Genomic DNA, 7,547 nt, shown 5'->3' with positions numbered 1-7,547 from the left:
GATGTGTATAAGAGACAGCCGTACGGTGTGCGGGGCCCCTCGCCGTCCGCCGGGCCGCCGGGACTACTTCGGGATTTCGGCGAGGGCGCGGAGTTCGCGGGTGTCCGCCGCGAGCTTGTCGAGGTCGGGCGCCGTGCCCTCGTCGTCGCCCTGCATGAGGCCGACGATGCTGCTGCTGTCCGCCCAGGCGCAGACGCCGAACTCGCCGGCGCCGTTGGAGGCGACGGCGCAGTCGAGCTTGCCGCCGAGCGGACCGGGGTCCACACTGCGCCGGCCACTGAGCCGGGCGCCGTCGCCCTCGGCGATGCCCTTGAAGTAGCTGTCCAGCTCGTGCTGCGGCGACAGCACCTTGCCGTAGCCGCCGGACACGATCATGCGCGTGCTCTCGGTGTCGCTCTGGTACAGCGCGCCGACGCCGGTCGGCTTCCAGGAGCCGTCACCGTCGCCGAAGCTCCGGGCCATGCTGTCCCTGAGCTGCTGGGCGGTCGCGCTGGTGTCGTCCCGGGCGACGCCCTTGAACTCGACGGGCAGCACGATCTTGTGCGTGCCCGCCTTCGAGGCCACGTCCACCACGAAGTAGCCGATCAGCCCCACGACGAGCACCACCACGAGGCCGAGGACGCCGAGCAGGATCCAGAGCGTCCGGCGGGACTTCTTCGGTGCCACGGGCGGGTAGCCGCCGTAGCCGTAGCCGGGATGGCCCTGGGCCTGCGGCGGGACGGCGCCGTATGCCGGAGGGGCCTGCGGCGGGGCGCCCCACGGCTGGGGGTGGGGCGGCGGGGCGGAGGGGGCCTGGTCGTACACGGGTGCTCTCTTCTCGAAGGAACGACTCGGGGGAACGGCTCGAAGGAACGGCTCGGGGAACTCGCTGGGCAGTGGCCCGGGGAGACGGCCCGGGGCAGCGGCAGGGGCCGCCGCGGCGCTGCCGGGCGGCCCCACGGCCGGAACCGCTACTTGGCCACGACCATGGCGTCGCGGATCGCCCGGGTCCTCGCGGCGGCCTGCTCCGGCGTCATCGGCTTCGACGGCTCACCGGTGACGGAGATCTTCAGGAAGCTGATCCGGGCGAAGGTCGAGTCGTCGGCCCAGGCGCACACCGCGGTCTGCGACTTGGTGATGCTGGACTGCAGGATGCCGCAGGAGAGGATGCCGGAGGGGTTCTTGCTGTCCTGGGCGGGGAAGTCGACCGGCTTGGTGGTCCAGCTGCCGGCCTCGCCGGGGTCGCCGTTCGCGTCGTCGACCAGCTTCCGCGGGCTCGTCAGCTTGCCGTAGACGCCGATCAGGCCGACGCTGTCCAGCGGGTCGGCGGTCTTGGTGTAGCTGGCCACCACCGAGCGCACGTCGGCGCCGATCTTCTCCGCCTCGGCCTCCTTGCCGGCGGCCGGGGCCTGGTCCACGGCGGACTTCTGGGTGTAGCCGCCGGTCAGCGTCTGCGGGGTGGAGATCCTGTACGAGCCGCCGCCGCCCGAGCCGGAGCCGCCGAAGGCCTTGTACAGGCCGAAGCCGCCGCCGCCCAGCACCAGCGCGCCGATCACCAGGCCGATCACCAGCCCGCCCCTGCCCTTCGCCGGCGCGGCGGGCGGCGGGTAGCCGCCGGGAGCGCCGTACGGGGCCTGCGGGGCCCCGTACGGCGGCTGCGGCGCCCCGTACTGCGGGGCGGACGCCTGGGGCGGTGCTCCGTACGGCTGCGGCTGCGGTGCTCCGTACTGCGGTGCTCCGTACGGCGGCGCCGGGGCCGGCTGCTGCGGCGGGTAGCCGTACTGGGGCTGCGGCGCACCGTACTGCGGGGCGCCGTAGCCGGGCTGCGGAGCCCCCGGCTGGGGCGGCTGCCCGTACGGCTGCTGAGGCTGTTGCGGCTGGCCCTGCGGATACTGCTGACCCTGGCCGTACATGTGGAGTCCCCCCGCCGCTGGCGCGGCCTGTCTGCGTGTGGAGTTGTGCGTACTCGCACGAACGGGTGCGCGAGTCCGGGGCACGCTACCGCACGCCGCCGGGGGCCCGTCCGGGCGGCCCCGGGGCCACTCGGCGGGCCGCCACGGCGAAAGCGGTTCGTAACGCACCTCCGCTGTTACGTAAACTGTGCGTCGTGACCGACACGACGAACCAGCGCCCCGAGAGCAGCACGCCCGGGGACGACGCAGCCGCACCCACCGCGAACAGCGGTGGCATCCCGACGACCTACGCCCCGGCGGAGGTAGAGGGCGCGCTGTACGAGCGCTGGGTGGAGCGTGGCTACTTCACGGCGGACGCGAAGAGCGACAAGCCGCCGTACACCATCGTCATCCCGCCGCCGAACGTCACCGGCGCCCTGCACCTGGGCCACGCCTTCCAGCACACGCTGATGGACGCGCTGACCCGCCGCAAGCGCATGCAGGGCTTCGAGACGCTCTGGCTGCCCGGCATGGACCACGCGGGCATCGCCACGCAGAACAAGGTCGAGCAGCAGCTCGCCGAGTCCGGCCTCTCCCGGCACGACCTGGGCCGCGAGGCCTTCGTCGAGAAGGTCTGGGAGTGGAAGGAGAGCTACGGCGGCAAGATCCTCGGCCAGATGCGCCGGCTCGGCGACGGGGTCGACTGGTCCCGCGAGCGCTTCACCATGGACGAGGGCCTCTCGCAGGCCGTCCAGACGATCTTCAAGAAGCTCTTCGACGACGGCCTGATCTACCGCGCCGAGCGCATCATCAACTGGTGTCCGCGCTGTCTCACCGCGCTCTCCGACATCGAGGTCGAGCACGAGGACAGCCCGGGCGAGCTGGTCTCGATCCGCTACGGCGAGGGCGAGGACTCGATCGTCGTCGCCACCACCCGCGCCGAGACCCTGCTCGGCGACACCGCGGTCGCCGTCCACCCGCAGGACGAGCGCTACGCGCACCTGGTCGGCCGGACGATCAAGCTCCCGCTGACCGACCGTGAGATCCCGGTCGTGGCCGACGAGCACGTCGACCCGGAGTTCGGCACCGGCGCCGTCAAGGTGACCCCGGCGCACGACCCGAACGACTTCGCCATCGGCCAGCGCCACAACCTGCCGAACCTGACCGTGATGGACGACCACGGTGTGATCACCGTGCACGGCCCGTTCCTCGGCCTGGACCGGCTGGAGGCCCGCTCGGCCGTCGTCGGCGCGCTGCGCGAGCAGGGCCGGATCGTCGCCGAGAAGCGCCCGTACATGCACGCCGTCGGCCACTGCTCGCGCTGCCACACCGTGGTCGAGCCGCGGCTGTCGCTGCAGTGGTGGGTCAAGGTCGCCCCGCTGGCCCAGGCGGCCGGCGACGCCGTCCGGGACGGCCGGGTCGAGATCCACCCGAAGGGCCTGGAGGGCCGCTACTTCGACTGGGTCGACAACATGCACGACTGGTGCATCTCGCGCCAGCTCTGGTGGGGCCACCGGATCCCGGTCTGGTACGGCCCCGAGGGCCAGGTCGTGTGCGTCGGCCCGAACGAGGAGCCGCCCGCCGGCGAGGGCTGGACGCAGGACCCGGACGTCCTGGACACCTGGTTCTCCAGCGGCCTGTGGCCGTTCTCCACCCTGGGCTGGCCCGAGCAGACCCCGGACCTGGAGAAGTTCTACGCCACCGACGTCCTGCTCACCGGCCACGACATCATCTTCTTCTGGGTCGCCCGGATGATGATGTTCGGCCTGTACGCGATGGACGGCCAGGCGCCGTTCAGGACGGTCGCGCTGACCGGCCTGGTCCGCGACGAGTTCGGCAAGAAGATGTCCAAGTCCTCCGGCACCGCCGTCGACCCGCTGGACTGGATGGACGCCTACGGCGCCGACGCCGTCCGCTTCACGCTGGCCCGTGGCGCCAACCCCGGCGCGGACGTGCCGATCGGCGAGGACTGGGTCAAGGGCTCGCGCAACTTCTGCAACAAGATCTGGAACGCCACCCGCTTCGCGCTGATGAACGGCGCCACCGTCGAGGGCCCGCTGCCGGCCCCCGAGGAGCTGACGGCCGTCGACCGCTGGATCCTGTCCCGCCTCAACGCCACCGTGGCCGAGGTCGACGGGCTCTACGACGACTACCAGTTCGCGAAGCTCGCCGACGCCCTGTTCCACTTCGCCTGGGACGAGGTCTTCGACTGGTACGTCGAGCTCTCCAAGACCACCCTGGCCAAGGGCGGCCCGCAGGCCGACGCCTCGCGCCGGGTGCTCGGCGAGGTCCTCGACGTCACGCTGCGGCTGCTGCACCCGGTCGTCCCGTTCGTCACGGACACCCTCTGGACGACGCTCACCGGCGCCGAGTCGCTCGTCGTCACCGAGTGGCCGACGGCCGACGCCTCCCGCCGGGACGCCGCCGCCGAGGCCGAGGTCGCCACCCTGCAGCAGGTGGTCACCGAGGTCCGCCGGTTCCGCTCGGACCAGGGCCTGCAGCCCGCGCAGCGGGTGCCCGCCACCCTCGACCTGGCCGGCACCGTGCTGACCGCGCACGAGGACGCGATCCGCTCGCTGCTGCGCCTGACCGCCCCCGAGGACGGCTTCACGGCCACCGCCTCGCTCCCGGTCGCCGGCGCCACCGTGGCACTGGACCTCTCCGGCACCATCGACGTCGCGGCGGAGCGCAAGCGCCTCGCCAAGGACCTCGCGGCCGCCGAGAAGGAGCAGGCGCAGACCACCGCGAAGCTCGGCAACGAGGGTTTCCTCGCCAAGGCGCCGGACGACGTGGTCGCCAAGATCCGCGCCCGCCAGGAGGCCGCCGGGGCCGACATCGCCCGGATCACGGCCCAGCTGGCCGCCCTGCCGCAGGGCTGACCGGCAGCGACCGCCCCCGAGGGCCGCATCCCGTACGCCGGGGTGCGGCCCTCGGGCGTGTCCGGCTGCCCGCGCGGATCATTCCGCACCCGATATCGCGGGAGCGCCGGCGGACTTCCGGCCGGTGCCCGCCGGTAAGCGCGTTGCGCTGTTCCGGCGAATATTCATCACGGCTCTCCCGGGCAATTCACGCCGGCCCGATAGCCCGTTCGGCGGTATTCTCGAGCGGTCGCCCTGTGATGGGGGCCGGTGGCGCCGGCCCGGGCCCGGCCGCAGGTCGGGCCGGTCGGCGGTGCCAATTCGTGCTTCCCGTACGACTGATTTCTGCACCCATTCGCGGGTAATCGGCCTGCTCCTGGGGGAAGGTGGGGAAAGTCGTGGCGCTCTGTGGTCAAAACCCGGTCGATTTCCTTCCGGTCTTGTACGGGCGGGTTCGGCGAAGTTCGCAGGTCGGCTGTGTACGGTGGGCAGGAGTTCTGCAGAGCCGGCTGGCTGACGGGAGGGCATGGCGTGGTGGTGACCGAGGAGCTGGCCGACGAACTGCCTGCTGAAGCGGTCGAGGAGGCGAAGGCCCGCGCGGCCACGCTGCTCCTCGCCTTCCGGCACGGCAACCAGCTGGCGTACGACCACGCCCTGGACCGGCTCTTCGAGGAGCACGCCGAACGCGAGGTGACCACCCTGCTGGTGTGGATCGCCGCGGAGGCCGTCCGCAAGGCCTACGCACCCGAGGTCGGCGACCGGGTGCTGCGCGGGCTGGCCCGGCGGGCCCCCGCCGACACCGTCTCCGTCGCGATCGACGAGGAGACGGCCGACGCCGCCCGGCTGCTGGAGGCGGTGGAGGCCGGCGACGTGGGGGAGGTCCGCCGGATGGTCGCGGCGACCGCCGACACCACCTTCCTGCTCGGCGGGCTGCTCCAGGCCGTCGCGATGATGCTGCCGCTGCTGCCCGAGGGCGAGGCCCGCGAGGTGGTGGCCGAGCTGCGCCGCCGGCACTGCGGCCCCGTGCCGGAGATCCCGGAGGCCAGGGCGGGCCTGTGACGCGCCGCCCCGGCGGGGCCCGTGGTGCGGGCCCCGCCGGGGCGGTGTGCTGCGGCTAGCGGATCACGGCAGCGCGTGCAGGTGGCTGCCGACGGTGTTGGCGATGGGGCCGCCGGCCTTGGCGTCGTGGTTGGTCGACCAGGTCATCGCTCCGCCGATGCCGGGCCAGGTCGTGTCGGGCTTGTAGGTACCGCAGTTGGTGCCCTTGGCCAGGCAGTCCAGCGCGTTGTTGACCACGCTCGCGCTGACGTACCCACCGCCCGCCGCACTCGTGGAGGCGGGCACGCCCAGACCCACCTGGCTCGGCTTCAGACCGCCCTTGAGCTGGATGCAGGCCAGCGCGGTCAGGAAGTTCTCGGTGCCCTGCGAGTAGACCTGCCCGTCGCAGCCGAGCATCGCCCCGGAGTTGTAGTACTGCATGTTGACGATGGTCAGGATGTCCTTGACGTTCAGCGCCAGCTTGAAGTACTCCGCGCCGGTGGACTGCATGTCGATCGTCTGCGGCGCCATGGTCAGCACGAAGCCGCTGCCGACCTTGCCCGCCAGGGTGTGCAGCGCCTGGCCCATGTAGGTCGCGCTGACGCCGTTCTCCAGGTCGATGTCGATCCCGTCGAAGCCGTACTGCTGGATCAGCGTGTAGGCGCTGTTGGCGAAGTTGGTCGCGGAGGCCGAACTGTTCACCGAGATGGTGCCGTTCTGCCCGCCGATCGAGAGGACCACCTTCTTGCCGGCCGCGTGCTTGGCCGCGATGTCGGCCTTGAACTGCGCGTCCGTGTAGCCGCCGAGCCTGCTGGAGAGCGTGCTGTCCAGGGTGAAGCTGATCGCGCCGGGTGTGGCCGTCGCGTCGGCGAAGGAGACCGCGATGATGTCGTACGCGGCCGGCACGTCACTGATCTTCTGGACGGTCGCGCCGTTGTCGAAGTTCTGCCAGTACCCGGTGAGGATGTGCTTGGGCAGGCCGGGCCCGCCGGTGCTGGTCGCGGTCGGCGACGGGTTGGCGGTGGTCGCGGTGGGGCTCGGGGTGGCGGTCGCCGTCGGCGTCGGGGTGGCGCTGGCACTGCTGGACGGGGACGGCGAGGCCGGCGGCGTGCCGGGCCCGACCAGGGAGACGTTGTCCGCGAGGTAGGCGCCCTGGGCGTACCAGCCGTGCAGGTAGACGGTGACGCTGGTGGTGCTCGCGCCGGTGGTGAAGGTGCTGCTGAGTTTGTTCCAACTCGCGCTGCTGGACCAGGTACTGGGGTCCGAGCCGCCGGTGCCCCGGGCGCCGAGGTAGACGTACGAGCCCTTCACCCAGGCGCTGAGGGTGTAGGTCGAGGACGGCTTCACCGTGACGGTCTGGGTGCACTCGGCGGTGTCGCTGCTGGTCGGGGTGGCGAGCAGGGACGCCGTTCCGGCGTACGGGCCGGTGGTCTCGGGCGTCGTCCCGGGCGGGCAGTTCCAGTTCGTCAGGTGGTTGCCGCTCTCGAAACCGCCGTTGGCGATCACGTCGACGTCGACGGCCGCCTGGGCGCCGCCGCTGGACAGGACGAGGGCGCTGAGGCCCAGGGCGAGGGCCCCGGTGCCGGCGAGCACGCTGTGGATACCGCGGCTGCGGCTCCGGTGTCGGGCAGGTGGCATGACTCCATCTCCAGTGGGGGAGGCCGGCCGACCCCGGTGGGGGAGGGGTCGTACCGGGTGTCGATGGTGCGCGTGCGGGAGCGTCCGACAAACCAAGTCACCGGGAGATCCGGGTACTTGCCTCACAAGGTGGAGTAGACCA

At 72.0% G+C, this 7,547-nt stretch carries 5 protein-coding genes; 2 read left to right on the top strand and 3 right to left on the bottom strand.

Translation table 11 applies throughout. From position 1 onward, the window contains the following. Positions 1-63: 63 nt before the first annotated feature. Positions 64-804 (bottom strand): hypothetical protein, encoded by a 741-nt coding sequence (locus ACFUK0_RS02155; protein ID WP_380246076.1) that lies wholly within the window; start codon positions 802-804, stop codon positions 64-66. Between the two features lie 146 nt (positions 805-950). Then, complete coding sequence (locus tag ACFUK0_RS02150; RefSeq protein WP_380246075.1) at positions 951-1,892, bottom strand: hypothetical protein; 942 nt, start codon at positions 1,890-1,892, stop codon at positions 951-953. Positions 1,893-2,086: 194 nt separating this feature from the next. On the opposite strand from ACFUK0_RS02150, the gene ACFUK0_RS02145 reads away from it, so the two are divergent. Further along, a complete protein-coding gene (locus tag ACFUK0_RS02145) occupies positions 2,087-4,750 on the top strand; it encodes a valine--tRNA ligase (protein ID WP_380246074.1) in 2,664 nt (887 codons plus the stop codon). 510 nt (positions 4,751-5,260) lie between these two features. After that, positions 5,261-5,788, top strand: coding sequence for a hypothetical protein (locus tag ACFUK0_RS02140; protein ID WP_380246073.1), 528 nt, complete (start codon positions 5,261-5,263; stop codon positions 5,786-5,788). Between the two features lie 63 nt (positions 5,789-5,851). Here the strand turns inward: ACFUK0_RS02140 and ACFUK0_RS02135 are convergent, their stop codons facing one another. After that, on the bottom strand, positions 5,852-7,405 hold the full coding sequence (locus tag ACFUK0_RS02135) for a chitinase (RefSeq protein WP_380246072.1): 1,554 nt from the start codon (positions 7,403-7,405) through the stop codon (positions 5,852-5,854). Positions 7,406-7,547 lie beyond the last annotated feature (142 nt).

The sequence above is a fragment of the Kitasatospora sp. NPDC057223 genome, assembly GCF_042669755.1.
In the GTDB taxonomy this organism is placed as follows: Bacteria; Actinomycetota; Actinomycetes; order Streptomycetales; family Streptomycetaceae; genus Kitasatospora.
The sequence above is the reverse complement of the archived record's forward strand: the minus strand, read 5'-3'. Positions and strand labels throughout refer to the sequence as shown.

Coding starts and splice junctions, on each gene's coding strand:
- ACFUK0_RS02150 (WP_380246075.1), bottom strand. CDS start 1,892: ATGTACGGCCAGGGTCAGCAGTATCCGCAGGGCCAGCCGCAACAGCCT.
- ACFUK0_RS02135 (WP_380246072.1), bottom strand. CDS start 7,405: ATGCCACCTGCCCGACACCGGAGCCGCAGCCGCGGTATCCACAGCGTG.